This is a genomic window from Kibdelosporangium persicum (assembly GCF_013280595.1).
GTDB classification, from domain to species: Bacteria; Actinomycetota; Actinomycetes; order Mycobacteriales; family Pseudonocardiaceae; genus Kibdelosporangium; species Kibdelosporangium persicum.
Window position 1 is genome coordinate 423,278 of sequence record NZ_JAAATY010000003.1, and the last position, 26,486, is coordinate 449,763.

General features: G+C 67.8%; 24 protein-coding genes. 10 read left to right on the forward strand and 14 right to left on the reverse strand.

The genetic code is table 11. From position 1 onward, the window contains the following. The first annotated feature begins 237 nt into the window (after positions 1 to 237). From GC106_RS08815 to GC106_RS08830, 4 genes are all read left to right on the forward strand, one after another. The gene (locus tag GC106_RS08815) at positions 238 to 768 is read left to right on the forward strand and encodes a HEAT repeat domain-containing protein (RefSeq protein ID WP_173126478.1); all 531 of its coding nucleotides are present in this window, start codon (positions 238 to 240) and stop codon (positions 766 to 768) included. Between the two features lie 114 nt (positions 769 to 882). Beyond that, a complete protein-coding gene (locus tag GC106_RS08820) occupies positions 883 to 2,100 on the forward strand; it encodes a helix-turn-helix domain-containing protein (protein ID WP_173126481.1) in 1,218 nt (405 codons plus the stop codon). Next, on the forward strand, positions 2,097 to 2,624 hold the full coding sequence (locus GC106_RS08825; protein WP_173126484.1) for a flavoprotein: 528 nt from the start codon (positions 2,097 to 2,099) through the stop codon (positions 2,622 to 2,624). The genes GC106_RS08820 and GC106_RS08825 overlap by 4 nt, the downstream gene beginning before the upstream one ends. A gap of 162 nt (positions 2,625 to 2,786) precedes the next feature. Beyond that, entirely contained in the window at positions 2,787 to 3,065 is a 279-nt protein-coding gene (locus GC106_RS08830; protein ID WP_173126487.1) for a hypothetical protein, read from the forward strand. A 58-nt stretch (positions 3,066 to 3,123) separates the two neighbouring features. Here the strand turns inward: GC106_RS08830 and GC106_RS08835 are convergent, their stop codons facing one another. Together GC106_RS08835 and GC106_RS08840 are read right to left on the reverse strand one after the other, a co-directional pair. After that, positions 3,124 to 3,987, reverse strand: coding sequence for a DUF4394 domain-containing protein (locus GC106_RS08835; RefSeq protein WP_173126490.1), 864 nt, complete (start codon positions 3,985 to 3,987; stop codon positions 3,124 to 3,126). Between the two features lie 121 nt (positions 3,988 to 4,108). Next, positions 4,109 to 4,597: a hypothetical protein gene (locus GC106_RS08840; protein WP_312872542.1), complete on the reverse strand. Its 489-nt coding sequence runs from the start codon at positions 4,595 to 4,597 to the stop codon at positions 4,109 to 4,111. Positions 4,598 to 4,765: 168 nt separating this feature from the next. Here GC106_RS08840 and GC106_RS08845 point away from each other — a divergent pair, with 168 nt between their 5' ends. Together GC106_RS08845 and GC106_RS08850 are read left to right on the forward strand one after the other, a co-directional pair. Continuing rightward, on the forward strand, positions 4,766 to 7,666 hold the full coding sequence (locus GC106_RS08845; RefSeq protein ID WP_173126493.1) for an AfsR/SARP family transcriptional regulator: 2,901 nt from the start codon (positions 4,766 to 4,768) through the stop codon (positions 7,664 to 7,666). Beyond that, positions 7,663 to 10,416, forward strand: coding sequence for an AfsR/SARP family transcriptional regulator (locus GC106_RS08850; RefSeq protein WP_173126496.1), 2,754 nt, complete (start codon positions 7,663 to 7,665; stop codon positions 10,414 to 10,416). The genes GC106_RS08845 and GC106_RS08850 overlap by 4 nt, the downstream gene beginning before the upstream one ends. 14 nt (positions 10,417 to 10,430) lie before the next feature. On the opposite strand, the gene GC106_RS08855 is transcribed toward GC106_RS08850, so the two are convergent. Genes GC106_RS08855 through GC106_RS08900 form a run of 10 tightly spaced genes read right to left on the reverse strand, consistent with a single transcriptional unit; the run spans position 10,431 to position 20,430 of the window. Next, complete coding sequence (locus GC106_RS08855) at positions 10,431 to 12,029, reverse strand: type 2 periplasmic-binding domain-containing protein (protein ID WP_173126499.1); 1,599 nt, start codon at positions 12,027 to 12,029, stop codon at positions 10,431 to 10,433. A gap of 35 nt (positions 12,030 to 12,064) precedes the next feature. Further along, the gene (locus GC106_RS08860; RefSeq protein WP_173126502.1) at positions 12,065 to 12,910 is read right to left on the reverse strand and encodes a carbohydrate ABC transporter permease; all 846 of its coding nucleotides are present in this window, start codon (positions 12,908 to 12,910) and stop codon (positions 12,065 to 12,067) included. Beyond that, positions 12,907 to 13,809: an ABC transporter permease gene (locus GC106_RS08865; protein WP_173126505.1), complete on the reverse strand. Its 903-nt coding sequence runs from the start codon at positions 13,807 to 13,809 to the stop codon at positions 12,907 to 12,909. The genes GC106_RS08860 and GC106_RS08865 overlap by 4 nt, the downstream gene beginning before the upstream one ends. Next, entirely contained in the window at positions 13,806 to 14,471 is a 666-nt protein-coding gene (locus tag GC106_RS08870; protein WP_312872543.1) for a cupin domain-containing protein, read from the reverse strand. Before GC106_RS08870 ends, GC106_RS08865 begins: the two co-directional genes overlap by 4 nt. Further along, the gene (locus GC106_RS08875; RefSeq protein WP_173126508.1) at positions 14,453 to 15,307 is read right to left on the reverse strand and encodes a DUF6807 domain-containing protein; all 855 of its coding nucleotides are present in this window, start codon (positions 15,305 to 15,307) and stop codon (positions 14,453 to 14,455) included. Before GC106_RS08875 ends, GC106_RS08870 begins: the two co-directional genes overlap by 19 nt. Then, the gene (locus GC106_RS08880; RefSeq protein ID WP_173126511.1) at positions 15,298 to 16,395 is read right to left on the reverse strand and encodes a Gfo/Idh/MocA family protein; all 1,098 of its coding nucleotides are present in this window, start codon (positions 16,393 to 16,395) and stop codon (positions 15,298 to 15,300) included. The genes GC106_RS08875 and GC106_RS08880 overlap by 10 nt, the downstream gene beginning before the upstream one ends. An 11-nt stretch (positions 16,396 to 16,406) precedes the next feature. Beyond that, complete coding sequence (locus tag GC106_RS08885) at positions 16,407 to 17,414, reverse strand: endo-1,4-beta-xylanase (RefSeq protein ID WP_173126514.1); 1,008 nt, start codon at positions 17,412 to 17,414, stop codon at positions 16,407 to 16,409. Positions 17,415 to 17,444: 30 nt separating this feature from the next. Continuing rightward, positions 17,445 to 18,233 (reverse strand): carbohydrate ABC transporter permease, encoded by a 789-nt coding sequence (locus GC106_RS08890; RefSeq protein WP_173126517.1) that lies wholly within the window; start codon positions 18,231 to 18,233, stop codon positions 17,445 to 17,447. Next, positions 18,230 to 19,159: a carbohydrate ABC transporter permease gene (locus tag GC106_RS08895; RefSeq protein ID WP_312872544.1), complete on the reverse strand. Its 930-nt coding sequence runs from the start codon at positions 19,157 to 19,159 to the stop codon at positions 18,230 to 18,232. The genes GC106_RS08890 and GC106_RS08895 overlap by 4 nt, the downstream gene beginning before the upstream one ends. Next, the gene (locus tag GC106_RS08900) at positions 19,156 to 20,430 is read right to left on the reverse strand and encodes an ABC transporter substrate-binding protein (protein WP_217280205.1); all 1,275 of its coding nucleotides are present in this window, start codon (positions 20,428 to 20,430) and stop codon (positions 19,156 to 19,158) included. Before GC106_RS08900 ends, GC106_RS08895 begins: the two co-directional genes overlap by 4 nt. A gap of 113 nt (positions 20,431 to 20,543) precedes the next feature. Between GC106_RS08900 and GC106_RS08905 the strand changes: the two genes are divergently transcribed. The 3 genes from GC106_RS08905 to GC106_RS08915 all read left to right on the forward strand — a co-directional run bounded on the left by GC106_RS08905 (position 20,544) and on the right by GC106_RS08915 (position 24,381). Beyond that, complete coding sequence (locus tag GC106_RS08905) at positions 20,544 to 21,566, forward strand: LacI family DNA-binding transcriptional regulator (RefSeq protein ID WP_173126520.1); 1,023 nt, start codon at positions 20,544 to 20,546, stop codon at positions 21,564 to 21,566. A gap of 2 nt (positions 21,567 to 21,568) precedes the next feature. Next, a complete protein-coding gene (locus GC106_RS08910) occupies positions 21,569 to 23,824 on the forward strand; it encodes a glycoside hydrolase family 3 N-terminal domain-containing protein (protein WP_312872545.1) in 2,256 nt (751 codons plus the stop codon). A 188-nt stretch (positions 23,825 to 24,012) separates the two neighbouring features. Beyond that, positions 24,013 to 24,381, forward strand: coding sequence for a hypothetical protein (locus tag GC106_RS08915; protein ID WP_173126523.1), 369 nt, complete (start codon positions 24,013 to 24,015; stop codon positions 24,379 to 24,381). 68 nt (positions 24,382 to 24,449) lie between these two features. Here GC106_RS08915 and GC106_RS08920 read toward each other — a convergent pair whose 3' ends face one another. Together GC106_RS08920 and GC106_RS08925 are read right to left on the reverse strand one after the other, a co-directional pair. After that, a complete protein-coding gene (locus GC106_RS08920) occupies positions 24,450 to 24,794 on the reverse strand; it encodes a hypothetical protein (RefSeq protein WP_173126526.1) in 345 nt (114 codons plus the stop codon). Beyond that, positions 24,791 to 25,918, reverse strand: a complete 1,128-nt coding sequence (locus GC106_RS08925; RefSeq protein ID WP_173126529.1) for a hypothetical protein — start codon at positions 25,916 to 25,918, stop codon at positions 24,791 to 24,793. Before GC106_RS08925 ends, GC106_RS08920 begins: the two co-directional genes overlap by 4 nt. Positions 25,919 to 26,034: 116 nt before the next feature. On the opposite strand from GC106_RS08925, the gene GC106_RS08930 reads away from it, so the two are divergent. Then, the gene (locus tag GC106_RS08930; protein ID WP_173126532.1) at positions 26,035 to 26,328 is read left to right on the forward strand and encodes a hypothetical protein; all 294 of its coding nucleotides are present in this window, start codon (positions 26,035 to 26,037) and stop codon (positions 26,326 to 26,328) included. Positions 26,329 to 26,486 lie beyond the last annotated feature (158 nt).

A 26,486-nucleotide genomic window follows, 5' to 3' on the forward strand; every position in this document is an offset into this window, starting at 1 on the left:
TCTGGGAGCGCTCCCAGACGACTGTAACGGTCCCGAAACAGTCTGTGAAGCCCAGTTGGTTGCTACGTTCGGCCGGTGTGGTGGAAGAAGCGTGAACCCGTCAAGCCGACAACCGATCAATTGATCAGCGCTCTGGGCAGCCCTGACGAGTCAGTGCGCTTCAGGGCAGCCCGCGAGCTGCGTGACCCGGCGGCGGTGAGACCGTTGTGCACAGCGCTGGACCGAGAGGAACGGTCCGTGGGATTCCCTGGCCCCACTGTGCCTCTGCTGGTCGAAGCACTGGCGCAGATCGGCGGCCAGCAGGCGGAGCGCCACCTGACTTCCCTGCTGCTGAGAGAAAGGTACTGGCGGCGTGAACAGGGAGACCTCGACTGGTCCCCCGCGACAGACTGGGTCATGCCCGCGCTGGTGGAACTGGGCGGAGCGGAACTGTTGCTGCGCGCGCTGCTCAACGCGTTGACGGATTCGTGGCCCGACATCAGAAAGCACGCCGCCGACGAGTTCGCGAACATCGCCTTCCGCGCCACCGACGACGAGGGCTGGACCGGCTTCGACAACGAGCCGATCACCGAACTCCACCGGGCCGCGATGGTGGACGCGCTGTGCCTGAGCCTCAACGACACGGATTCCCGAGTCCGGTATTCCGCCGCACTGGCGCTGGGCGACCTTGGCGACGTCCGCGCGATAGAACCACTCCGTCAACGCAGTGACGACCCCGAGATCTGGCGGCCGGTCCAAGAAGCACTGAGCAAGCTGACACAACGGTGATCGCCAGTCGACGGCCGGTGCTTACTCAAGAAAACGATCGCTGTTGCCGACAACTGACGTGGGCGAACAGCCCGGATGTGCGGTGGACCAGGACCGGCGGCTCAGGAGTACGGCGTGGCGCAACGAAGGGAAGGTCTCGCCGCTCGTCGCGCGGTGCTCGGCTACAGTCAGGAAGCACTCGCGACGGAAGTGGGCGTCGACTTCACCACGGTCGGGCGCTGGGAGCGCGGAACTCTGACGCCGGCACCGTCGCGGCGCCCCGCGCTTGCCAAGGTCCTCCGGGTCTCGCTGGACGAGCTGGACACACTCCTGACCCCGGCGAACACGCCGGCGCATGCGGGCAAAGCCTTCTCCACCAGGCGTGAAGTGATGATCGATGCTGCCAAGGCAACAGGCGCGGCAATGACGACCCGCATGTTCAATGACGAACACGCCATCGCATCGTCCAGGTTGGCGGCACCCAACGCCTTGGTCGTCCGGGTCCATCAGGACTACCAAGCCGCTCGGTACAGCGAAGTCGCCCGAGCCCTGCCGTGGGCTGTCGGCTCAGTCGACTCGCTGATCGAGGAATGCTCTGGCACCAGGCAACGTGAGGCGTATCGGCTGCGGTACAGCCTCGCGATCGCGCAGGCCAAGCTGGCGAACAAGATCGGCGACACCGAAGCCGCCGTACAGGCCGCTGTGACCGCAAGGTCTGCCGCGGAATCGGCGGGAGCGGAGTTCGGCCACGCGGCGGCGGCTTATCAGGAATCGTGCTCCTTGCTCAACGCGGGTGAACTCCACGAAGCCGACGAACTCTCGATGTCAGCGGCGGATCGCATAGATCCGCGAGAGCCGCAAGGTCTGAGCTGGCGTGGGGCACTCGTCCTGCTCAGCGCGATCATCGCGGCCCGGCGCGGCGATTCTGCCGAATCCGGACGTCGGCTCGACCATGCCGAGGAGTTGGCCCGCCGGCTCGGCGCCGACGCGAACATCGGCTGGACCGCGTTCGGCCCGACCAACGTCCTGATCCACAGGCTGTCCGCGGCTGTGGCCTTGGACGACCCGCACACGGCCCGGACATTCGTCGATCGCATCGATGTCACAGCGATGCCCGCGGGACTGCATGGGAGGCAGGCTCGATATCACCTCGACAGCGCATGGGCCCATGCGTGTCGCGGCGAAGACCTTCAGGCCGTGATTCATCTGCTCGAGACCGAGCGGGTCGCCCATGAACTGGTGCGTACCAACCCGAATGCTCGTGCTTTGATCGGGGAGATGCTCGGGCGTGAGCGTCGCGGCGCCGTCCCTGGGCTGCGTGCACTCGCACTCCGCACCGGGGTGATCGTGTGAGTGATCCGGCTCCTTGGCTTTACGTCGTGTCTTCCGCCGCGCCGCCGGTTCTTCGCATCTCGGAGTTCATCACTCAGCTGCAAGCCAAGGGCTGGCAGTGCTGTCTGATCGCGACACCCACCGCGGCGTCCTGGATCGACCTCGACGAAGTGTCAACGACCACTGGGTGCCTGACACGCGTTCACCCCGGCAGACCGCACCAGCCAGACTCGCTTCCTCGCGCCGAAGCGGTTGTGGCGGCGCCGATGACCTTCAACTCCATCAACAAATGGGCCGCAGGTGTCAGTGACACGCTTGCTCTCGGTGTGCTCAACGAGATGCTGGGTGTCGAAATACCCATCATCGTTGCCCCGTGTGTCAAGGCGTCACTGCGGAGTCATCCGGCGTATCAGGAAAGTGTTGCGAGGCTGGCAAAAGCCGGTGTGTCGATGATCGATCCGGAAACTGTCACCGATCGCGATGCCAACGGGCTCGCGGTCTTCGACTGGCCGCGGATCGTGGATCTGCTGGGCGACCACCGGTGACCGGTGATTCACACAATCGGGTAGATCACCGCCGTAGACCCATCCGTGCTGGTCAGGTCCCATCACGCCGCATCCACGCCGCTTCGTCGCCCTGGTAACGCCACTGTTCGGTCTGGTTGGTTGACAGGCGTTCCGATTCACCAACCTGCCAGGAGATGAACCTTGTCCACTGTCGACGAAGCAGACTTCGCCAAGGATGTGGCCGAGATGGTCGCGGATCACGCGCCACGGCTGTTCGCCATCGTGCTCGAGTACGGAACCCAGGTCGACGCACGCATAGCTGCGTGGGGCATGGAGCTCGACGAAGGCGCCTACATGACAACAGTCGACGGCAGGAGGCAGTACGCCCTCGCTGACGCGGAAGGAGCCCTGCGATACATCCGCGGCAACCCGGACACGACACCACGTCTCGTCTGGGTCGAGGCACCGACACATGGGTGAGCCTGTCCCTGGCAGGGGGTGTTGCGCCAGAGACAGGCTCGCTCAGTGGGTCAGCCGGTCAGTGGGCGTCGAGTTGCACCGCGACGTCCGTGACGGGCAGACCGGGCAACGGGAAGTCGCCGACCTTGGTCGCGGCCCCGGTCAGGATCTCGAAGGTGTAGAACGACCCGAGGCTGCTGCCGGACATCCGGCCTGCGAGGAACCCGGTGTTGGTCAACGTCTTGCCACCGTTCAGATCGCTGTAGATGTCGGCGCCCAGGTCCGCCTCGAAGGGGACGCCGAACTTCCCGACCGGTGTCAGCACCCCGTCGTTCGGGGGCAGCTGGATGACCAGTTGGTCGTTCGTCGTGTCGCCGTCGAACAGCAGCGTTCCGGTGTCGGCGTTCAGATCGTTGTTCGTGTACGCGGCAGCCGTCACCCCGTGCAGTGTCAGTGCCTTGTCCTGGGTCGTGACTCCGCCGACGACGTCGTGGCGGAGGTTCTGCCCGGTGTCGCTGACGATCCGCAGGCGGTCGGCGACCGGGTTGAAGTCGACGCCGAACTTGTTGCCCTGCAGGGCGTACTGCAGCTGCGACACCTTCGTGAGGGTCGGCAGCGTGGGATCACTGGCGCCGGTCGGGATCTTGACCGTGTAGACGCCACCGCCGCCACCGACCACGTACAACTTCCCGTCCTGCACCCGCATGTCGATGCCGACGGCGAACTTGTCGTTGCCGGTGAAACCGGCGATCTGCCTGACCCAGTCGAGTTGCCCTGGTGTGTTGGTCTTGAACGCGGCCATGACCGTGCCGTCAGACAGAATCCCGAACGCAGGCAGGCTCGGCACCGGCGCCGCGATACTGCTCGCGGGCAGACCGACCGCGATCGCTCCGGCGGCCGTCACCGCGACGGCCGCGGCGGCCACCCGCTTCTTGAAACCCATTGAGTTGCTCCCCTCATGGTGGATCCGAGGGGTGAAAAGCTATGCGTCCGTACTGGACATAAGCTGAACTCGTGAGTGTTTGTCAGTGTTCTAACACGGATAAACACTCACGAGGGCTGACTCAGAAGGTGAACTCGCAGTTGTACGTCACTTCCGCGTGGCAGCGGTCGATTCCCTCGCCGCCGTCGACGATGTCGTGGCCCGGGCCACCGACGAGCGTGTCGTTGTCGCCCTCGCCGTGCAGGACGTCGTTGCCGGCGCCGCCGACGATGTTGTCGTTGCCGGGACCGCCGAGCACGCCGTAACGCCCGGGCGAGTACTCGACGGGGTTGCTGTGCCCGAAACTGTCGGCGCCCGGTCCCAGGCACGCGACCGCACGACCCGGGCTGGCCTCGGAGAAGATCCAGTCGTCGCCTTCCCGGGCGTCCACCACGTCCGCCAGGCCCGTCCAGTAGATGTCGTTGCCTTCCGATCCGGTGAACCGCACCGAGAACGGCACGCCGGTCACCGGGTCCAGGCAGGTGCTGCTGCCCGGTGTCTCCGCTGACGCGGCCGGTGTCACGAGCGCCGTCAGGGCGGCGGCGGTGATCATGACGAACGAGAGTCTCACTGCGGTTCTCCTCCTCCGAATGGCGGAAACACAATCCGGCCGAACACCGCCGGTATTTCCGTTCCCCTTGCCACGGTCACGGTGTCCTCATACCGTCGCCACCACAGATTGGTCATCGCGACTGGATGAGATCTGAACGGCGACTGGACGCGGTGGAGGTGGGGGTGCGTGCGGGTCCAGGTGCTGGGGCCGGTCCGGGCGTGGCACGACAACGGTGACCCGGTCGACCTCGGTCCGGTGGGTCAGCGTGCGGTGCTGGGACTGCTCGCGCTCAACGGCGGGCAGGGTTTGTCGCGCGCCGACCTGATCGACGCCGCATGGGGCCAGCGCCCGCCCGCGAGCGCCGTGAACATCCTGCAGACCAGGGTGAAACACCTGCGGCGGCTGCTGGAACCCGGCCGTCCGCCACGGGCGGGAAGCAGTGTTCTGCCACGCGTCGGCGACGGTTACGCCTTACGGCTCAGCACCGACCTGACCCGCTTCCGCAAGCTGGCAGCGGCTTCCGATCCGCTGCTGCTCAAGGAAGCACTGGACCTGTGGCACGGCGCGCCGCTCGCGGACATCCCGACGCTGGCCAACCACCCGGCGGTGCTCGCGGTCGCGAAGGAGCGGCAGACCACGATCGCCCGGTACGGCGAGATGATGATCTCGCAGGGCGCCGCGGCCGAGGCACTGCCCGTCCTGGAGGAGGCCGCGGCGGAACACCCGCTGGACGAGGCCGTGCAGGCCCGGCTGATCCGGGCGTACCAGGCCGCCGGGCGGCGCGCGCAGGCGTTCGAGGCGTTCCACTCGATCCGCAGGCGGCTCGCGGACGAACTGGGGGTCGCCCCAGGGCCCGAACTGACCGAGGCGCATCAGGGCGTGCTGCTCGACCAGCCCGAATACACCCGGGCCACGGTGGTCCGGCCGGTCGGAAACCAGCTGCCCGCCGACGTGCCCGGCTTCACCGGCCGCGGCCCCGAGCTGTCTCAAATGGACAGCGAGCTCGCCGCGCCGGGCATGCCGATCTGCGTGGTCTCCGGGACGGCGGGGGTCGGCAAGACCGCGTTGGCCATCCACTGCGCCCACCGCGTCCGCAAGCGCTTCCCGGACGGCCAGTTGTACATCGACCTTCAGGGTTACGCTCCCGGCCGTCCCGTCACCCCGTTGGACGCGCTCGGCCGGTTCCTCAACGCGCTGGGTGTTCCGGGTGCGGAGGTCTCCCTGGACCTGGCCGACCGTGCTTCGCGGCTGCGCACCGAGCTCGCCGGACGCCGTGTGCTCCTTGTGCTGGACAACGCCAACTCCGTCGAGCAGATCCGGCCGTTGTTGCCTGGCACGGAGTCCTGCGCGGTCATCGTGACCAGCCGAGACAGCCTGGCCGGCCTGGTCGCGTTGCACGGCGCCCATCGGCTGGACCTGGACCTGTTGCCCGCGGCTGAGGCCCAGCAACTGCTGCGCTCGCTGATCGGCGAGGACTCCGAGTCGATCGCCGTCCTCGCCGAGCAGTGCGCCAGGTTGCCGCTGGCGCTGCGGGTGGCGGCCGAGCTGGCCATCAGCCGGTCGAGTCCGTTGCGGGAACTGGTGGAAGAACTGGCGGACCAGCAGCGCAGGCTGGAGATCCTGGACGCGGGCGGCGATGACCGGGCGGCCGTCCGGGTGGTGTTCTCGCGGTCGTACGAACACCTGCCGGCGGACTCCGCGCGTGCGTTCCGGCTGATCGGCATTCATCCCGGGACGCGCGTCGATCCGTACGTTCTCGCGGCACTCGCCGGAAGCGCACTGGACGACGCCCGCCGGACGCTGGACCAGTTGGCCCGAGCCCATCTGACGCAATCCGACGGGTCAACTCACGACCTGCTCAAGGCGTACGCGATGCAACTGGCGGAACAGCACGACTCCGGAACCGACCGCGACGCCGCCCTAGTCCGGGTCTTCGACTACTACCTGACCACGACCAAGGCCGCGATGCACGTCCTGCACGCGATGAACCAGGACGATCCCGGCCCCTATGGCCGGCCGATGCCGGACGCCGAAACGGCACGGGAATGGCTGGACGCCGAGTTGCCCACGCTGATCGCGCTGACCGCGTACGGCTGGCCCTCGTACACCGCCAAGCTGGCCACGACTCTGCACCGGTACCTCGAAGGCGGCCGGTACGCGGAAGCGCTTGTCATCCACGGCCACGCGCTCGAAGCCGCGGCCGACCCGGCCGATCGCGCGCACGCGTTGACCAACCTCGGAACGGTCCTGTGGCGGGCGGGCCGCTACTCCTCCTCCGCCGACCATCTCAACCAAGCGCTTGTGCTGTACCGCGAGCGGGACGACCTGAACGGCGAAGCGCGGGCACTGGCGAACCTGGGGATCGTCGACGAGCGGCTCAGCCGGTACGACCAGGCCGAGGATCATCAACGCCGGGCGCTGGCCATCTACCAGCGGATCGGTGACCGGCTCGGGGAGGTGCAGACGCACGTGAGCCTGGGAATCATCGACGAGCGGCGCGGCAAGTTCTCGTCCGCCGCCGAGCACCTGGGCGACGCGTTGGAGCTGTGCCGCAAAATCGGCTACACGTCCGGCGAGGCGTACGCCCTGCTCAACCTCGGTTACGTCGACAAGAGGCTGGATCACCACACCGCGGCGGGCGAGCACTTCGAGAAGGCCATGGACCTGTTCCAGCAAATGGGCGAACGGCGTGGAGAGGCGTACGCGTTGACCAACTTGGGTGAACTCGACGTGCGACGCGGCGAGCCACAGCCCGCCATCAGCAGGCATCTGGCGGCGATCGCGTTGTTCCACGAAGTCGGCGAGCAGCGAGGTCTCGCCGTGGCGCTCAACGGGCTGGGCGAAGCGTTGTCCGCAACCGGCCGTGCCACAGACGCCCGTGCCCGGCACAACGCGGCGCTCGCGCTGGCCGTCGAGACCGGCGACGAGGACGACGAAGCACGCGCCCACAACGGCCTGGCCCGTACGTTCCAGCTGGCCGGTGACGTGGACCAGGCGCGTCAGCACTGGGAGAAGGCGCTCGAGCTGTACACCAAGATGGACGACCCGCAGGCCGAGAGCGTCCGAGCGGAACTGGCCAAGCTGTGATCAGGATCCAGGTACTCGGGCCGTTGCGCGTCTGGCGGGACGGCGCTTTGCTGGACCTCGGATCAGCCGGGGTGCGTGCGCTGCTCGGCCTGCTCGCGCTCAACGGCGGGCAGCCCACTTCGCGCGCGGACATCGTCGAAGCGTTGTGGCACGACCAGCCGCCGCCCAGTGCGTCCAATGTGATCCAGACATACATCCGGAGCCTGCGGCGAATCCTGGAACCCGGCCGGCGCGCGTACGGCCACAGTTCCTACCTGCCTCGCATTGGCGACGGATACGCGTTGCGCGCGCCGGACATCGATCTCATCCGGTTCAAGCAACTGCTGGCCGCGCGGCAGGACGCCGACAAACTCGGTGCGGCTCTGCGGTTGTGGCGCGGTTCTCCGCTCGCCGACGTGCCCGCTCTGGCCGGGCACAAGAAGGTACTGGCGTTGACCGAGCAACGCCGGGCCGCGCTCGCCCGTTACGGCGACTTGAAGATCACGGCGGGAGCGGCGCACGAGGTCGTCACGCTGCTCGAGGACGCGGCCGCCGACCAGCCGCTCGACGAGGCCGCGCTGGCCCGGCTGATCCGCGCGTACCAGGCTGTGGGACGCCGGAGCGAGGCGTTCGGCACGTACCACGCGGCCTGCCGGAGGCTCGCCGACGAGCTCGGCGTCGACCCCGGCCCGGAACTCGCGAACGCTTACGCCGCACTGGTGAAGCCCTCGGCCGGCCAGCCCGCGCCGGCACAGCTGCCTGCCGATGTCGGCGGATTCACCGGCCGGACGGCGGAGCTGCGCGGGCTGGAGAACGCCCTGACCAGTCACGGGCCGTCCGGTCTGGTGTGTGTCGTGTCCGGCAGCGCGGGGGTCGGCAAGACGGCGTTGACGGTCCGATTCGGACACCAGGTCCGTGACCGTTTTCCCGGCGGTCAGCTGTACATCGACCTGCGCGGCTTCGACTCCGAGCAGCCGTTGTCCGCCGGTGACGCGCTCGTCCGGCTGCTCGGCGCGCTCGGCATCGCCGGGAACGTGCCCGACAAAGCGCGAAGGCTGTCCGACGAGATCACCGGCAAACGCTTGCTCCTGGTGCTGGACAACGTGAACTCGGTCGACCAGATCGCACCGCTGCTGCCGTGCCCGCCTTCTTGCGCGATCCTGGTGACCAGCCGCGACACGCTGCCCGAGTTGCCCGCGCAGCACCGCGTCGAACTCCAGGTGCTGTCCCGGCAGGACGCCGTCAGCCTGATGAACACGATGATCGGCGCCCGGGCGCAGTCGGAACCCGAGGCGGCGCAAGCGCTTGCCGAGCAATGCGCCCGCCTGCCGTTGGCGTTGCGGGTGGCCGCGGAACTGGTCGTCGCGCGCGCGGCCACTCCCCTGTCCACTTTGGTCGCCGAGTTGGCCGACCGCGGCCGGAGGCTGATGTTGCTCGACGGCGGGGGCGACCACCGGGCCGCGGTCCGCGAGGTGTTCTCGTGGTCGTACCGGCACCTCCGCCCGGACGTCGCACGCGCGTTCCGCCTGCTGGGGCTGCATCCCGGTCCCGACGTCGACACCACCGCCGCGGCGGCGCTGTTCGACACCGAGATCGCCGACGCTTCGCTCCTGCTCGAAGTTCTCAGCCGAGCGCACCTGGTGCACAGCACGGCACCTGGCCGGTGGGGCATGCACGATCTGTTGCACGCGTTCGCCGCCGACCTCGCGAAGGACGACGAAGCCCGCGGGCGTCTCTTCGACCATTACGTCGACACGGCAATCGTTATGGCCGGTTCCATCGACAGCGCGGCGAACCGGTCATGGCTGGACGCCGAACTGCCGAACCTGACGGCCGTCTGTCCACAGTTGCCACCGGTGCGGATCGTGCGGCTCGCCACGGCCCTCTACCGGTACCTCGACGGAGGCAGGTACGCCGAAGCGTTCACCATCCACACGCATGCCGAACGGGCGGCCGTGCAGGTGAATGATTTGTCGGCGCAAGCGCATGCCGTGACCAATCTCGGTTCGGTCCACTGGCAGTCAGGGCGTTACGACGAGGCCGCTTCGCACTATCAGCGGGCCCTCGATCTTTCGCTGCGGGCTTCCGATCAGGCCGGCGCCGCCAGGGCCCTGACCAGGCTGGGAAGCGTGGAGGAGCAGACCGGCCAGTACGAACAGGCCGCTGTCCACCACGCGCAAGCGTTGGCGTATGCCCGCGCGGCCGGTCACGTCATCGGTGTGGCCCGGGCGCTGACGAACCTCGGCATCGTCAACGAACGGCTCGGCGACCTCTCGGCCGCGGCCGAGTTGCACGAACGAGCGCTTGAACTTTTCCTGCGGGCGGCCGACTGGGTCGGCGAAGCGGTGGCACGGACCCGGCTCGGCATGATCGCGATGCGCTCGGGCGCTTACGACCGGGCCATGGCGGAACACGAACGCGCCCTCGCCATCGCCCGCGATTCGGGGCATCTCCGTGGCGAGGCGCACTCGTTGATCAACATCGGCGACGTGCGCCGCAACCAGGGCATGTACACCGAAGCCGCGACGAACTACTCGCACGCGCTGGCCCTCTGCGAAAGAACAGGCCACGAGTACGGCAAGGCGACCGCGCTCAACGGACTCGGCGACGCCCTCGGCTGCACAGGGATGACTGCCGAGGCGCGTCACCACTACACCGACGCCTTGGCGGTCGCCGTCAAGATCGGCGACCTCGACGAACAGGCCCGCGCCCACACCGGCCTCGCCCAAGGAAAACCTCGTGAGTGTTTATCAGGGTTAGAACACGGATAAACACTCACGAGGGGTTACTGGGTGCGCATGGCTTCTTCGAACTCCTTGCGGACCTGGTCGCCGCCGGTGGACCGCCACTGCTTGACCACGTCGTCCCAGGTGGACACCGGTTTGCGGCCGCTGAGGATGTCGTTCTGGGCGTCGTTGATGATCGTGCCCAGCTGGCCCTGCTTGCGGGACCACGTGTCGGAGAACAGGCTCAGCGTCGGGTCGGCCACGGCGGTCGGGATGATGGACGCCTGGTATTCGTACGACTGACGAGTCGCATTGGGGTTTCCCGGGATGAAGATCACGTCCGGGGAGTCCACAATGTACCGGACGCCCAGCACCGTCTGGGTGACGCCGGCCTGGGTCTGCTGGGGACCGCCGTCCTTCATCACGTAGTGCACGCCGGCGACACCGTACTTGCGGAACAGGTACTCCTCGGTGCCGAACGGTGCCGCCAGCCAGTTGCACAGCCGCAGCAGTTCCCGCACCCGGCCGGGTTCCGACTTCTTCATCACCGTGAAGTTGTTGGTCGCCTGGGCCTGCCAGGTCGCCGCGAATCCCCCGCCGTCGTACTTCGGCGGGCGCATGCCGGAGATGGCGAAGCCGGGACCGGCGATGTTCTCGGCGTAGAACTGGGGCCACGCGGTGTACCGGTCGGTGATGAGCACGGTCGTGCCCGCGTTGAACCACTTCTTCACCGGCGCGTTGTTGGTGAAGCTGTCCGGATGCACGGCGCCCTGCTGCACCAGCTGGGCGGCGTCCGAGAGGGCCTGCTTGAACTCCTCGTACTCGTACCGGGACTTCAGCGAGCCGCCTTCGTCCTTCCAGCGGAACGGCAGGCCGAGCATCTGCGAGATGAAGTCCGTCGGCGCCTGGGACAGCGCCCACCGGCCGGGGCCGCTGACCGTCTTGCAGAGGTCACGGAACTCCGCGAAGCTCCCCGGGTTCGGGTTGACGCCGAACTCCGCCAGCAGGTCGTCGCGCCGGAACATCAGGCTGCCACCGACACCACGGGCCACCGGCAGGCCGTAGATCCCGCCGTTGTACCGGCAGTCCTTCCACGCCGACGTCGGCAGGTTCGCCAGGAACGGGTACTCCTTGACCGCGTCACCCGACAGGAACGGCGTCAGGTCCTGGCACTTGCTGGCCATCCACGCGGGCAGGTTGGCGACACCGGCGGGCAGTCCGTTGGGAGTGTAGAGCGCGGGCACGATCAGGTCGGGCAGGTCGTCACCGGCCACGAGGGTGGCGAACTTCGTGGCCATGTCGGCGTTCGGCACGATCGTCAGCCGCAAGTCGGTGCCCAGCCGCCGGTTGAGCTCCTGCCAGTACGGGTTCTGGTCGACCGCGGGCGGAACGGGCGAGCTCGTCAGCACGAACGCGGACACCGAGCCGCCGTTCATCGGTGGTGCGTTGACCGCCTTCACCGGCGGGTCGGGGTACTTCAGGAACGCGTCGAGCAGGCCCTGGGCGTTGCCCTTGAGGTCCGGCTGGACGCCGGGATACGGCGTGTACGTCGGCAGGTTGATGCCGCTGACGGTCTGGGTGGGATTGCTCGTCGTCCCGCTGCTGCACCCGGCGACGGCCGTCGCCAGCGCACCGGTCAGGAATAAGCGGCGGTTCACGGACATCGTTGTCTCCTTCTGCTTGGCAAGACCAGTCAGCCCTTCACGGCACCGACCAGCACCCCCTTGGTGAAATGGCGTTGCACGAACGGGTACACGAGCAGGATCGGGATGATCGACAACACCAGGATGGCCATCTGCACGGCCTCCCGCGGCGGCAGTTCGGTCCCGCCGAGCTGGTCGACGCCGAGTTCGGCCTGGTTCACCACATACGTCCGCAGCACCAGTTGCAGCGGCCACTTCGCGGTGTCGTTGATGTACAGCAAGGCGTTGAAGAACGAGTTCCAGTACGCTACCGCGTAGAACAACGCGATCACGGCCAGGACCGCCTTGCTCATTGGCAGGACGATCCGCCACAGCACGGTGAAGTCGCCCGCGCCGTCGATCCGCGCGCTGTCCATGACTTCCTGCGGCAGTTCCATGAAGAACGCCCGCAGCACGATCACGTTGAAGGCGTTGACCACCACCGGCAGGATCAGCGACCAGTAGGTGTCCAGCAGCCCGAGGTACTTCACGATCAGGTAGCTCGGGATGATGCCGGGCGTGAACAGCAGCGGCAGCAACACGATCGCCAGCATCGGCCGGTGCAGCAGTGTCCCGCGCCTGCTCAGGCCGTACGCCAGCAACGTCGTCGCCACCAGGCTCAACGCTGTGCCCACCAGCGTGATGAGCAGGCTGACCACGGTCGCCCGGGTGACCACGCCACCGGACAGGATCGCCTCGTAGGCGTCGAACCGGATCTCGCTGGGGAACATGACGAAGCCGCCCGCGCGCGTGACGTCCTCGCGGCTGGACAGGCTCGTCGCGATGATCCCGAAGAACGGCACGATCACGGCCGCGCAGCAGATGGCGAGCACCAGCGCCTTGAGTGACTTGATCATCGCTGGTAGATCCCCTGTTCGCCGAACTTGTGGGCCAGCTTGTTCGCGCCGAGCACCAGCAGCACGCCGACGATGCCCTTGACCAGCCCGACCGCCGCGCTGATCCCCCAGCTGCCCGCCAGGATGCCGTTGTTGTAGACGTACGTGTCCAGCACCTCGCTGACGTCCGACCCGACCGCCGCCTGCTGGAGGATGATCTGCTCGAACCCGACGGTCAGCGCGTCACCGAGCCGCAGGATCAGCAGCAGTACGATGATCCCGCGCAGCCCGGGCAGGGTCACGTGCCACAACTGGCGGGCCCGGTTGGCGCCGTCGATCGCCGACGCCTCGTACAGCGTGCTGTCTATTCTGGACAGTGCGGCCAGGAACAGGATCGTGGCCCAGCCCGCGTCCTTCCACAGCACCTGGCTGGTGATCAACGCCTTGAACACGTCCGGGTTGCCGATGATGTCCACCGGCCCCATCCCGGCCGACTGCAGGGTGTTGTTCAGCAGCCCGGAATCCCCCAGCATCTGCTGGAACACCGCGACCACGATCACCCACGACAGGAAGTGCGGCAGGTACAGCACGCTCTGCACGACCTGCTTCACCCGTTCGGACACCAGGCTGTCGAGCAGCAAGGCCAGCGCGATCGGGATCGGGAACACCACGACCACCTGCAACAGCGTGATCACCAGGGTGTTGCCCAGTGCCCTGAGGAACATCGCGTCGCCGTTGAACAGCACGTTGAAGTTGTCGAAGCCGACCCACGGGCTGTCGGTGATCCCCAGGTACGGCTGGTAGTCCTTGAACGCGATCACGTTGCCCAGCAGGGGAACGTAGTGGAACACGAGCAGCGCGAGGACTCCTGGCAGGGCGACCAGCAGGAAGACCTTGTCCCGTCGCAGCCGTGCCCTCATAGGCGGTATACGTCCAGCATCCCGCACATCCCGTACGCGCGCTGGGCGGGTGCCTCCGCGACCCGGACCTCGCTGTCCATCAGGTAGTCGACGTTTCCGGCGCGCAGCGCGTTCAGCTGCCGCTGCGTCTGCCGGACGGATTCGAGCGGACCGGCTTCCCACCGCGCCTCCCAGGAGTCCAGCCGGTCCGCCACGAGTTCGGCGGCCTGCTGGTAGAACTTCGCCAACGCCCCGGGATCGCGGGCCAGGTCGAGAAATCCGCGGACCGCCAGATCCCGGCGTTCCCGTGGTTTGCGGCCCCGGTGGTAGTCCACGGGATCAGCGAGCACCTGCGGCGGGTACGTCAGCACGGCGTCACCCGCCTCCGGCAATCCGCTGTTCTGCATCACGACGATCACCCGCAACGAACTGACGTTGACGGCGCGGTGGATCGTGCCCGGCCCGAACCACACCACTGTCCCGGGGATCAGCGGGTGTTCGGAAAGGCCCTGCCCGGTCAGGGTCTGCAGGCTGCCGGAGCCGGACACCGTGATGTACGCCTCCGTGCACGTCAGGTGGACGTGCGGGGATCCGCCGCAGCGGCCGTCCTCGGCCTCCCACGGATAGACCGACAGCCCGGAGATCCCGGTCGCGCCCGGGAAGATCACCGGCTCCACGTCCACGCCTGGTCCTCCAGCCGGTCGCGCTCCCACGCGCCGTTGCCGATCAGCAGCCGGTACCTCAGCCTCAGCGTCTCGTCCGGCGGGAGCACCAGTTCCTCGTAGAACGCGAAGGACGGGTTGACCACCGCGTACGGCTCGGTGCGCACGAACCAGTGGGTGCCGGGATTGGCCGGATCGCCGATGAACAGCAAGGTGGACATCCGATCGACCTCGTCGTGCGCTCCCACGAAGGCCAGCCAGTCCGCCTTGCCGCCCATCAGCTCAGGCCCGGACCGCCCTCCCGACGCCAGGACCGTGCCGCCCGTGAACGAACGTGGTCCACGCCAGAAGAACCCGCAGTACCCGGCCATCTCCCGGCCGTACACGGTCGGGCTCCCGAACCGCAGCTCCGCACCACGCACGTTGCGCAGTTCGAAAGTCAGGTCGAGCCACCAGTGATCGGCTCCGATGCCGTACTCGATCACCCGCCGCTCGGAGATCCACTTCTCGCCCGCCGCGGTGATCCAGTCGATCTCCTCGACGCCCGGCCCGCCGAACGTCCGGTGCGCCAGCGAGCCGACGTTGGGCAGCACCTGGTAGCCCTCGCCGGTCACCCAGGACACCCCGCCCCAGAAGTTCTGGCCGGACAGGTGCGACGCGGTCATCGCCAAACCCTTGTGCCACCGGTGGTCGTGCGGCCGGTTGCCGGTGACGACGTCCCCGTCGAGTGTCCGCAGTGGATGGAAGCTGGGGCACGGGCACTCGAACGCGGGCGTGTCGGGGCGATAGGTGTACCGGAACAACTCGACGTCGCGCGCGGTGAGCGTCAACGTCCGCCCATCGTCCACTATGGCCACGGCTGTGAACCTCCATCCATCCGGTGGTAGTACGGGTCGTCCGGGCCGATCTCGCCGCGCCGCACGGGCAGCCCGGTGAACGCGGACCGGTACATCGCCGCGATCAGCTCGAGGGTCTCGCGTCCCTGCCGCCCCGACAGCGGTGGCCGCTCGCCCTTGGCCATGGCGTCGAGCACGTACGGCAACTGGGCGGTGTGCGAGCTCGACACGTTGTCCGGGATGTCCGTCCACGACGCGACGCGTTCGGAGTCGCGGACGTGCACGGCTGGGGTGTACTGCCAGTCAGCGTTCTTGTAGCCGTAGAGGTGCGTCAGTTCCACAGTCGCGTCAGTGAGGTCGACGCGGATGTAGCTTTCCTCGCGCGGCGACAGCACGCTGTTGACGATCGACGCCATGGCGCCGTTGGTGAAGCGCACCATGGCCATCGAGACGTCCTCGGTGTCCATCGAGCGCGCCAGCCGGCCGGCCATCGCGCGTACTTCGTCCCATTCGCCGAGCATCGCCAGCAACAGGTCCATCTGATGGATGCCGTGGCCCATCGTCGGGCCGCCGCCTTCGGTCTCCCAGCGGCCACGCCAGGGCACGTCGAAGTAGGCCTGGTCGCGGTACCACGTCGTATGGCACGCGGCCACCAACGGACGGCCGAGCGCGCCGGACGAGATCAGGTCGACGGCGTTGCGGCCGCCCGAACCGAAGCGGTGCTGGAACACCACGCTGGCGTACGGCCCGCCTTCCCGTTCGGCCGCTTCGATCCGCTCGAACTCCGCCAGCGACAGGCACGGCGGTTTCTCCACCAGGACCCACGCCCCCGCCTCGAGGCACCGCACCGTGATGTCGGCGTGGGTCGCCGGTGGCGTGCAGACCAGCACCAGATCCGGTTTGCCGACCGCCAGCATCGCCGCGACGGACGTGTACCCGGCCGGGATCTCGTACTGCCGCTGGAAGTCCGCGAGCCGTTCCGGATCGCTGTCCACCGCGGCGACGATCTCGACCCGGTCGGCCGCCGCCCGTAACGCCGGGATGTGACCGGACTCCGCGATCACCCCACAGCCCACGATCGTGGCCCGGAATCTTCTGTGCTGTGTCATTCAGCGTTCCTTCACGGGTTGATGGCCCGGTATGCGGGTTTCGGCCGCATGTTCTCGTCGAACAGACACGCCGCGCCCTCGCCGGGGAACCAGCCCGGGACCCAGGAATGGCGGTCGGTGAAGCCCCAGGTGGTGAACTCCACGCACCGCCGGGTCGCGTGGCAGCCGTCCCACAGCTCCTTGAAGTACTGCGCCTGCGTGGCCAGTTTGGCGTCGTCAGGGGGCAGCGGCATCCGGACGTCGGCCTCGGTCAAGGCCACGTCGACGCCCAGCGCGCCGAACCGCTTGAGGTTCTCGCGGTAGCCGGTCGGGAATCCGTACTCAATGGACAGATGAGCCTGGATGCCCATGCCGTGGATCGGCACGCCCTGCTTGCGCAACGAGCGGACCAGCTCGTACGTGGCGTCGGACTTGGGGTTGACGCCTTCGACGTTGTAGTCGTTGATGTAGAGCTTGGCGGACGGGTCGGCCTGATGGGCCCACCGGAAGGCGTCGGCGATGTAGCCGTCACCCAGCTTCTGCTGGAAGACGGTGTCCCGGCGGGTGCCGTCCTCGTTGAACGCCTCGTTGACCACGTCCCACGCGCGGATCTTGCCGCGATACCGGCTAACCACCGTGGTGATGTGCTGGCGCAGCACGGCTCTCAGCTCGTCCGCGGGCAGTTCTGCGACCCAGGTGGGCAGCTGGCTGTGCCAGACCAGCGTGTGTCCACGCATCGACTTGCGGTGCTTCTTGGCGTAGCGGACGAGCTCGTCGGCACCGGACCAGTCGTACTGGCCACGGGTGGCCTCCAGCGTCTCCCATTTCAACTCGTTCTCGGGCGTCACACTGTCGAACTCACGCGTCAGCACCGCACGGTAGTCCCGCTCGGCGAGGTGAGCCGGCGTGACGGCACTGCCGACGTACCGGTGCGTGATGTGCTGCAACGGCGGCGCCCAGTGAGCCGCACTGGCCGCGGGCGCCTGCCAGACACCCAGCCCGGCCAGTACGGCGCCTGCTAACGCGGTTCTTCGCAACATCCTTGTTGCTCCTTGGGTTGCTCGCAGGGGCTACTTCCCACCGACTCCCATCAGCCCACTGGTCAGGGCACGGCGGGCGAACAGGTACGCGATGAAGATCGGCAGCCCGGACAGCACGACCGCGGCGAGCAAGCCGGGCACGTTGATGCCGAACTGCGTCTGGTACTCCCACAACGACAGCGTCAGCACCCGCTGGTCCGCCGACTGCGTGAGCACGAGCGGGAACAGGAACCCGTTCCACGCCTGCAAAGCCGAGTAGATGCCGATCGTCGCGATGGCCGAGGTGGACATCGGGACGACCAGGTTGAGCAGGACCCGCCAGCTGCCGGCGCCGTCGAGCGCCATCGACTCGTAGACCTCCTCGGACACGTCCCGCATGGCACTGGCCAGGATCAGCACGGAAACGGGCAACGAGAAGGCCGCGGTGGGCAACACGACCGCCAGCAACGAGTCGTACAGGTGCAGCCGGGTGATCACCAGGTAGATCGGCACCACGGTGACCTGCATGGGGATCGCCAGGCCCAGCAGGAACATCCGGAAGCCGCTCGACACGATCCGGCTGGGCGAACGCACGATCGCGTACGCCGCCGGGATCGCGGTGATCATCACCAGCAGCACGGTCCCGGCCGTGACCATGACCGTGTTGCCCAACGCCGTGCCGAACCCCTTGTCGAAGACCGAGAGGTAGTTGTCGCCGGTGATCCCGTCCGGGAACGCCAGCGGGCCGTTGTCCAGGTAGTCGTCCTGGGTGCGCAGCGTCGCCCCGAACAACGCGAGCAACGGGACCGCGACGATCACCAGCCAGAGCAGGGCGATCACAGGCCCTCCCGGGTGCTGCGCATCTTGGCGAACCCGGAGATCCGCACCAGGATGATCGAGATCGCGGTGGCGATCACCACCAGTGCGAACGCGATCGCACTGGCGTAACCCATGTCGTAGGACCGGAAACCTGTGGCGTACATCCGGAAGGGCAGGATGTACGTGGAGGTCCCCGGTCCGCCGGCGGTCAGCACCAGCACCGTCTCGAAGTACGTCAGCGCGCCGACGATCATCAGCACCGACGACGTCACGATCGTATGCCTGAGCTGCGGCAACGTGATGTGCACGAACTGCTGGAACCGGCTCGCGCCGTCCATCACCGCGGCCTGGTAGAGCACCTCCGGGATCTGCCGCGTCCCGGCCTGGTAGATCAGCGTGTGGAACGGGATGAACTGCCACGACGCCACGAACGCCACCGAGATCATCGCGCCCTGCGGCGTGCCGATGAAGTTGCCGTCACCGCCGAGATAGGACGGCAGACCCCAGTTCGGGTCGAGCAACGCGTGCCACAGGATCGCGATCGCGGTGCTCGACAACAGCAACGGCAGGAAGAAGATCGCCGACAACACGGCCCTGCTGCGCTGCTTGCCCGCCGCCCACACTCCCAGCAGCAGGCTGACCGGCGTCTGGAATCCCCAGCACAGCACGGTCAGGACCGCGCTGAGCCACAGGGAGTCCAGGATCGCCGGGTCGGTGAAGAACCGCTGCCAGTTCGCCAGCCCCGCGAACTGGGGAGAGCCCAGCAGGTTCCACTGGGTGAACGACAGGTACGCGACCAGGACCATCGGCGCGATGCCGAACAGTCCGAACAGGACGAGTCCCGGCACGATCCACCCAGCCCCCGGCCTGCTGAGCATGGCGACCGGGCGGCGGCCCGGCGGCGTCACGGCTGCCGCCGGACCGGCCCGGTCAAGGACTGTCGTCACTTCACGTTCTCCACGTTGGCCACGAACTGCTCAGGGGTGATCTTGCGGTTGAACAGGTCCTGGATCGTGGTGAGCATCGTCTGCGCACCCGCGGAGGACAGCGACTGGTCCCAGGACAACGTGAACGCGGGCGCCTTGCGGACCAGATCGAGCTGGAACCGGGCGAAGTCCGGGTTCGGCGTGCTCGCCAGCTTCGGCTCGACCGAGCCGAGCACCGGCACGTCGCCGGCGTCCAGCAGGCCCTGCACGTAGCTGTCGCTCATCATCGTCTTGAGGAACTTGATCGCGGTGTCCTGGTGCTTGGACTTCGCGGTGACCGAGAAGAAGTTGGTCGGGTTGCCGACCACGTTCGCCGGGTCACCCGTGCCGCCGTCGACCGCGGGGAACGGCGCGAAGCCCAGGCCGTTCTTGGCGAAGTCCGGCTGCAACTCGGTGTGGTTGGTGAACTCCCACGACCCCATCAGGTGCATCGCCGCACGGCCCTTGGCGAACAACGTCTCCGCCGCGTGCGAGTTGTAGTCCACCGAGGCGTAGTTCGTGCCGAACGCACCCCGGTCGACCAGGTCCCTGATCGCCTGAGCCGCCTTCAGCACGGCCGGATCACGCCACGCGCCCGGTTCACCGTTGTAGATCCGTTTGAACACGTCCGGCCCGCCGAAGCGGTCCACGAGGTACTCGACCCACATCAGCTCGGTCCACGCCGTCGCGCCGCCCAGCGCGAACGGGGTCACCCCCTGTGCCTTGAACCTGTCCACCAGGGACAACAGCTCGGTCCAGGTCTTGGGTGGTTGTGCGTCGCCGAAGACCTGCTTGTTGTAGAACAGGATCACCGGCTGCATGCCGCGCAGCGGCACACCGTAGTACTTGTTGTCTATCTTGCCGACGTCAAGTACCGCGGGCAGGAAGGCGGACTTGAACGCGGGGTCCGCGTCGAACGCGGGCGTCAGGTCGGCCAGTTCACCCGCTTTCACGTACGGCGAGATGGAACCGCTGCCCCAGTTGAAGAACACGTCCGGTGCGTTCGGTGAGCCGATCGACACCCGCAGCTTGTCCGGATAGCTGTCCGGGTTGAACTTGTCGATCACCACTTTGACCGGCGACGTCTTGTTGAACTCGTCAGCGGCCTTCTGCTGGGTCGCGTTGAGCTTGTCCTCCAGAACCCAGACATGAAGCGTGCCGCCGCCGGCTCCTTCGCCGCCGCCGGCCTGCGGACCCGAGGTACCGCAAGCCGTGGCTAACAGCAGCACTGCTATCAACCCGAATCTGATCACGGACTTCCTCCGATAGTTTCGAAAGAATGGCGATCTGTTTCGGAGACTGTAGGTGTGACCGGCCACACCGTCAAGGGCTCCCCATCCGCTCTTCCTGGCGTACACTGCGCCTCATGCCTGCCAAAGCAAGCAAGGTCACGATCGCCGACATCGCGGCGGAAGCCGGGGTCTCGGTTCCGACAGTTTCGAAAGTGATGAACGGCCGATCGGACGTCGCGCCGGACACCCGCCAGCGGGTGGAGGAGATCATCCGCAGGCACGGCTACCAGCGCCGGACCGACGAGCGGTACCGCAAGTCGAACCTGCTGGAGCTGATGTTCCACGAGCTGGAGAGCGCGTGGGCGCTGGAGATCATCCGCGGTGTCGAACGGGTCGCGGGCGAGAACGGCATGGCCGTCGTGCTGTCGGAGTCGCAGGGCAGGCTGCGGCCGGGACAGAGCTGGCTGGAGAACGTGCTGGCCCGCCGTCCGGTCGGGGTGATCGCGGTGTTCTCCGACCTGAGCGCGGACCAGCTGGCGAAACTGCGGGCCCGCGACATCCCGGTCGTGGTGGTCGATCCGGTCGGTGAGCCGACCGCCGAGACCCACTCGGTCGGCGCGACGAACTGGCAGGGCGGGCTGACCGCGACCCGGCACCTGATCGAGCTGGGACACCGCCGGATCGCGATGATCGGCGGCCCCCAGCACGTCCTGTGCAGCCGGGCCAGAGTGGACGGTTACCGCGCGGCGCTGGAGACCGCCGGCCTGACCGTCGACCCGGAACTCGTGCGGCACGGCGACTTCCACGTCGAAGCCGGGTACAAGCAGTTGCTTCCGTTGCTGTCGCTGGAGGACCGGCCGACCGCCGTGTTCGCGGGCAGTGACTTGCAGGCCGTCGGCGTGTACGAGGCCGCACGCGCGGCCGGCCTGCGTATCCCTGAAGACCTCAGTGTGGTCGGTTTCGACGACCTGCCGGTGGCCAGATGGGTCGGGCCACCGCTGACCACGGTCCGCCAGCCGTTGCAGGAGATGGCCGCGGCCGGCGCCCGGATGGCGATCACCCTGGCGGGCAGCGGGGACGTGGAACACCACCGGGTCGAACTGGCGACCAGTCTCGTCGTGCGGTCCAGCACCGCCGCATACTCCGGAGGTAGGTAGGCGTGGAACCATGGCGGGACACAGCTTTGCCGGTCGAGGCCCGGGTGGCCGACCTGATCTCGCGGATGACGCTCGAGGAGAAGATCGCGCAGCTCGCCGGGGTCTGGGTGAGCGCCGCGGCCTCGGGTGACGGCGTCGCTCCGCACCAGGACGAGCTCGCCGAGGACACCCCGCCGTGGCCGGAGGTGATCAAGTACGGGCTCGGCCAGCTGACCAGGACCTTCGGCACCGCACCGGTCACGCCGGAGGCCGGGGCGAAGGCGTTGGAGCACACCCAGCGCGAGATCATGGCCACCAACCGGTTCGGGATTCCGGCGATGGCGCACGAGGAATGCCTCGCCGGGTTCACCACGTGGGGCGCGACGGCGTACCCGGTGCCGCTGGCGTGGGGTGCGACGTTCGATCCCGCGCTGATCTGCGAAATGGGCGCACGGATCGGCCACGACATGCGCGCACACGGCATCCACCAAGGGCTCGCGCCGGTGCTCGACGTGACCCGCGACCCGCGCTGGGGCCGGACCGAGGAGACCATCGGCGAGGACCCGTACCTGGTCGGCATGATCGGCGCGCAGTACGTGCGCGGCATGGAACAGGCCGGGATCGTGGCCACCCTCAAGCACTTCGCCGGATACTCGGCGTCCCGCGCGGGCCGCAACCACGCGCCGGTCAGCATGGGGCCGCGCGAACTGGCCGACGTGATCCTGCCCCCGTTCGAAATGGCGTTGCGGGAAGGCGCCCGGTCGGTCATGCAGTCGTACACCGAGATCGACGGGGTGCCGACGGCCGCCGACACCCGGATGCTGACCGGGTTGCTGCGCGATGTCCTCGGCTTCAAGGGCGTGGTGGTCTCCGACTACTTCGGAGTGTCCTTCCTGGAGACCACGCACGGCGTGGCCGGCGACCCTGGCCACGCCGCGACCCAGGCGTTGACCGCGGGCGTGGACGTCGAACTGCCGACCGTCCGGTGTTATGGCGCACCACTCGCCGACGCGGTCCGCCTTGGCGCGATCGATGAGTCCTATGTGGACCGTGCGGTGACCAGGGTGCTCAGCCAGAAGTGTGAACTCGGCCTGCTGGACCCGTCCTACTCGCCCACGGCCAGCCCCGTTCCGCTCGACTCGGCGGCCAACCGGGCCGTGGCCCGCAAGCTCGCCGAGGAATCGGTGGTCCTGCTGGAGAACTCCTCGGTCCTGCCGCTGCGTCCCGGCCGGATCGCCGTGGTCGGTTCGCTGGCCGACGACCCGCTCGTGATGCTGGGCTGCTACTCGTTCCCCGCCCACGTCGGGGTGTCCCACCCGGACGCGGGCATGGGCATCGAGATCAAGACGATCGTGCAAGCACTGCGGGAACGACAGCCCGACCTCACGTTCGTCCCCACCGAGGCAGGCGTCCAGGCCGCCGTCGACGCCGCCAGGGAAGCGGACGTCTGCATCGCGGTCGTCGGCGACAAGGCCGGACTGTTCGGCCGCGGGACTTCCGGTGAGGGGTGCGACGCACCTGATCTGCGGCTTCCGAACGGGCAGACCGAACTGCTCGACGCACTGCTCGCCACGTCGACTCCGACCGTGGTGCTCGTGTGCAGCGGCAGGCCGTACACCACGCCACCAGCCGCCGCGACCGTGCAGACCTTCTTCCCCGGTGAGGAAGGCGCCGACGCCATCGCGGATGTGCTGATGGGACAGGTCAATCCGTCCGGACGGCTGCCGGTTTCCGTGCCCGCGCACCCGGGTGCGCAGCCGAGCAGCTACCTGAGCGCCCCGCTGGGGTATCGCAGCGAAGTCAGCGCGCTGGATCCGACGCCACGGTTTTCCTTCGGCCATGGCTTGTCGTACACGACTTTCGACTATCGGGACCTGCGGGTGAGCTCCCCGGAGATCCCGGTGGACGGCAGCGTGGACATCACGGTCACGGTGACCAACACCGGTTCGCGCGAAGGCGTCGAGGTCGTGCAGCTGTATCTGCGTGACCCGGTGGCCCAGGTGACGCGCCCGCAACGGCAACTGGCCGGTTTCGTCCGGGTCCCCCTCGAACCCGGGCGTAGCGCCGACGTGACGTTCACCCTGCACGCCGACGTCACGTCGTTCACCGGCCGGGACGGTCACCGGGTCGTCGAACCGGGGCTCGTCGAGCTCCATGTCGGACGGTCCAGTTCGGACACCCCGCTCACCGGCTCGGTGACCCTCACCGGCGCCGTCCGGCGCGTCGGCCCGGACCGGATCATGACCACCCCGGCCGGGTACTCGGCAGCCGAGCACTGACCGGCGGCCCGACGAGCACCAGGTCCACCCGGCCTCGCCGGGTCGTCGCCAGGCCTGCGCCGGTCGTTCACCACGAGCGACCGGCGTCACCCGTTCGGCCCGATTGACTCGTGTGCCACGCTGGGAACACGGGAACCGTGGCGGCGAAAGGATTCGGCGTGCGAGTCGGGTGGATCTTGGTGGCATGCGTGAGTGCGGTCGTGGCCGGCTGTGGTCAGGGCACCGGCCCTGTGACGACCGGCACGGTCACGTCGACAGGTGTTCTCACGTCGAGCGGGTCCGGAGTGGCGACCGCGCCGCGCGCCTCGAAAGCGCCGCGGCAGTGGACGATGCCCAACCTCGTCGGCGGCACCCTGCAACAGGCACAGGACCGGATCCAGAAACTGACCGGCAACCCGGTGTTCATCACCCGGTCACACGATGCCTCCGGCAAGAAGCGCAACCAGATCGCCGACTCGAACTGGAAGGTCTGCACCCAGAACATCCCCGCGGGCACCATGTTCGAGCACGACACCGTGATCGACTTCGGCACGGTGAAGCTCGAGGAGTCCTGCTAGGCCCCCTCGTGAGTGTTTATCGGTGTTCTAACCCTGATAAACACTCACGAGGGGGTTTGCCTTCGGTGTCACCATTTCCACCAGGTCTCGTCCTCGTGGTTCTCCGGAGGCTTCGGTTCGGGCCGCGCGATCGCGTTCAGCGCCTCGATGGTGCGCGCCGTGGTGTCGTCCCACTCGTGCACCAGAGTGCGCTTTTCCTCGTCCGGCAGGGCGTTCCAGCGTTCGGCCGCGGCGCGCACGGAGCCCAGTGCGTCCTCGGGGACGATGGACTGACGCAGGATGGCGTGCAGGTTCGCCCGTCCGGCGAGCACTTCCCTGGCGAACTCGCCGGCGAATCCCTTGTCCTGGGCCAGCAACCGCAACTGGGCTTCGCGGGCACCGCGACCGGCCTCGGTCGACCACGGGCTGGTCATGGCACCGCCGGGTGGGAGTACTCGAGCGGTGGCCACGCCATGCTGTGCACTGCCTCGTTGCCTTCCCGGAACGCCGCCACGCCCTTGAGGGTGTGCACCGCGGCTTCGATCAGGTCCAGTGCGTCCGCGACCTTGGTGGCTCCGGCGACCACACCCGCGAGCAGTTCGTGCGGCATGGTGCCGCGCAGCATGCCGATCGCCGTGCCGATCAGGTCGCTCGCGCCCGATGCCTTGAGCAGGACGTCAACCAGGGCGTCCAGCAGGAAGTCGACGGCGATGTCCAACGCCTGCATCCCGTGGTACGCCGAACGGGCGAAGTTCTGCACCGCCACGCCCGCCTGGTCGCAGAACCCGGAGAAAAGGCTGGCGTTGCGGGCGTAGTCCCACAGCCAGTCCCGCGCGGTGCCCGCCGCGTTGCCGCCCCAGCGCGGGCCGAGATCGCTCCAGCCACGCATCACGTTCGCGCTGATCCGGCCGTACGCCACCGAGATGTCCCGCAGCGCCATGCCCTGGCGCATCAGCTCGACCCAGTCGCCGCTGATGTACTCGGTGATCCGGCCGATCCAGTCGACGCCGGTCGCGAACTTCAGCAGGTCCCGTACGTGCTGCGCGACCGAGATCTTGCCGGTGATCTCGTTGAGCGCGCCGACGATCTCCAGCACGGGCCAGCCGTCGCCCACCTTGAGGCTGCCCTCGGTGGGCGTCGCCGTGCCCGCGTAGTCGGAGCCGGGTTTGCGAGGGTCTTCCGAGGCGTTGTAGACGTCGATGAACGACCGCCACGGCGGGTTGTACTGCATGGGGAACGTGCGCGGCGGCTGGATCGGCTCCGGGAAGGTCCTGTCCATGGCCGCGGCCGTGGCCTCTTCGGTGTCCCGGTAGTACTTCGCGGCCTTGGCCAGCGTCTCCGAGCACGTCCCGGACAGCGTGAATCCGCGTTCGAGGTTGAACTGGGCCAGCGCCTGGTACTTGTCCAACGCGTCGAAGACGGTGTTGAGCAGCATGCCTTCGTCGACGTTGTCGGCACCGGTGAGCGCGTGCGCGGAGAACAGCTGCGCCGCCTCACAGGCGCGCCCCATCATCATCGCCATCGCGTCGACGGCATCGGGGTCGACCCTGAAACTCACCCGCCGAGTGGATCACGGGCTCCTTGCAGTTTTCTCCCACGCCACGGTTCGTGCCCGGCACGTCACGCCCGGCTGCCTGCTCGAGGACTCCTCGAACCCCGGTCTAGGCTTCGCCCGTGGACTACGAGATCCTCCTGCTCAGTGCCGCCGTGCTCATCGGGGCCGTGGTCCTGGGGTCGAGCGGCATGGACCGCAAACTCACCCGGCTCGACCGCAGGCTGGCCCGGCTGGAACGCAAAGTCGACGCGATCACCACGAACCTCGGCGTCGACGTCGCCGACCCCGAACTCGACGAGGTCAGAGCCCTGCTGGCGGAGGGAAAGAAAATCCAGGCGATCCGGGCCTACCGGGAGAGCACGGGCGCGGACCTGAAGGAAGCCGCCCAAGCCGTCGAGCGCCTCGCCGACTAGGTCGTGTTTCGAATGTCCCGGTCGATGAGAGTCTGCCCCGGCCGGAGGCCGGAATCGGCTCGGTGGGGCGGTTCCTGGCGTCGCCGCGGGATCGCCGCGAATACTGGTTGTCTTTGGGCGGTCCCGCGGTGGCGTCAGGGGCCGCATCCGGCCCGGCT